Genomic DNA, 614 nt, shown 5'->3' with positions numbered 1-614 from the left:
CGTAGTTTGGATCTTCTGCCTTGTGGTTTAGACCGTCTTTAATACCGAACACCAATTTAGGGAATACGGCGGTTTTACGGTTTTTGCCAAGACCAGCGATACGGTTTTTCAAAATCGATTGCTGAATAAGACGAGACGCCCAGCTTGTACCAAGACCAAAACCGAACGTAACGAATGGCGTTTGACCGTTTGCCGTGTGCAGTGTGTTTACTTCATACTCTAGCGATTGGAATGCGTCGTAACACTCTTTCTCGGTGCGCGCTTTAGCGAACTCTTCTGGCTCGGCAATGTTCCACTCTTTCGCGATCTCTAGGTGCTTCTCATAGCTTGTCATAACGTATGGAGCAAGCACTTCGTCGATACGGTTGATTGTCGTACCGCCATAAATATGACTAGCTACTTGAGCAATAATTTGCGCTGTCACTGCGGTTGCAGTTGAAATCGATTTAGGCGTGTCGATTTCTGCATTACCCATTTTGAAGCCGTGCGTTAGCATGCCTTTTAAATCGATAAGCATACAGTTAAACATCGGGAAGAATGGCGCGTAATCCAGATCGTGGTAGTGAATGTCACCCACTTCGTGTGCTTGAACCACATCACGAGGCAGGATGTGC

1 protein-coding gene is annotated in these 614 nt (G+C 46.6%); it reads right to left on the bottom strand.

What is annotated here, in order from left to right:
- On the bottom strand, positions 1-614 hold a 614-nt coding region (gene nrdD, locus R7Z50_RS28840), incomplete at both ends, for an anaerobic ribonucleoside-triphosphate reductase (protein WP_318149925.1).

It is taken from the genome of Vibrio sp. 1249-1, from assembly GCF_033340495.1.
Note: the sequence above shows the minus strand (reverse complement) of the source record. Positions and strands in the feature narration are given on the sequence as shown.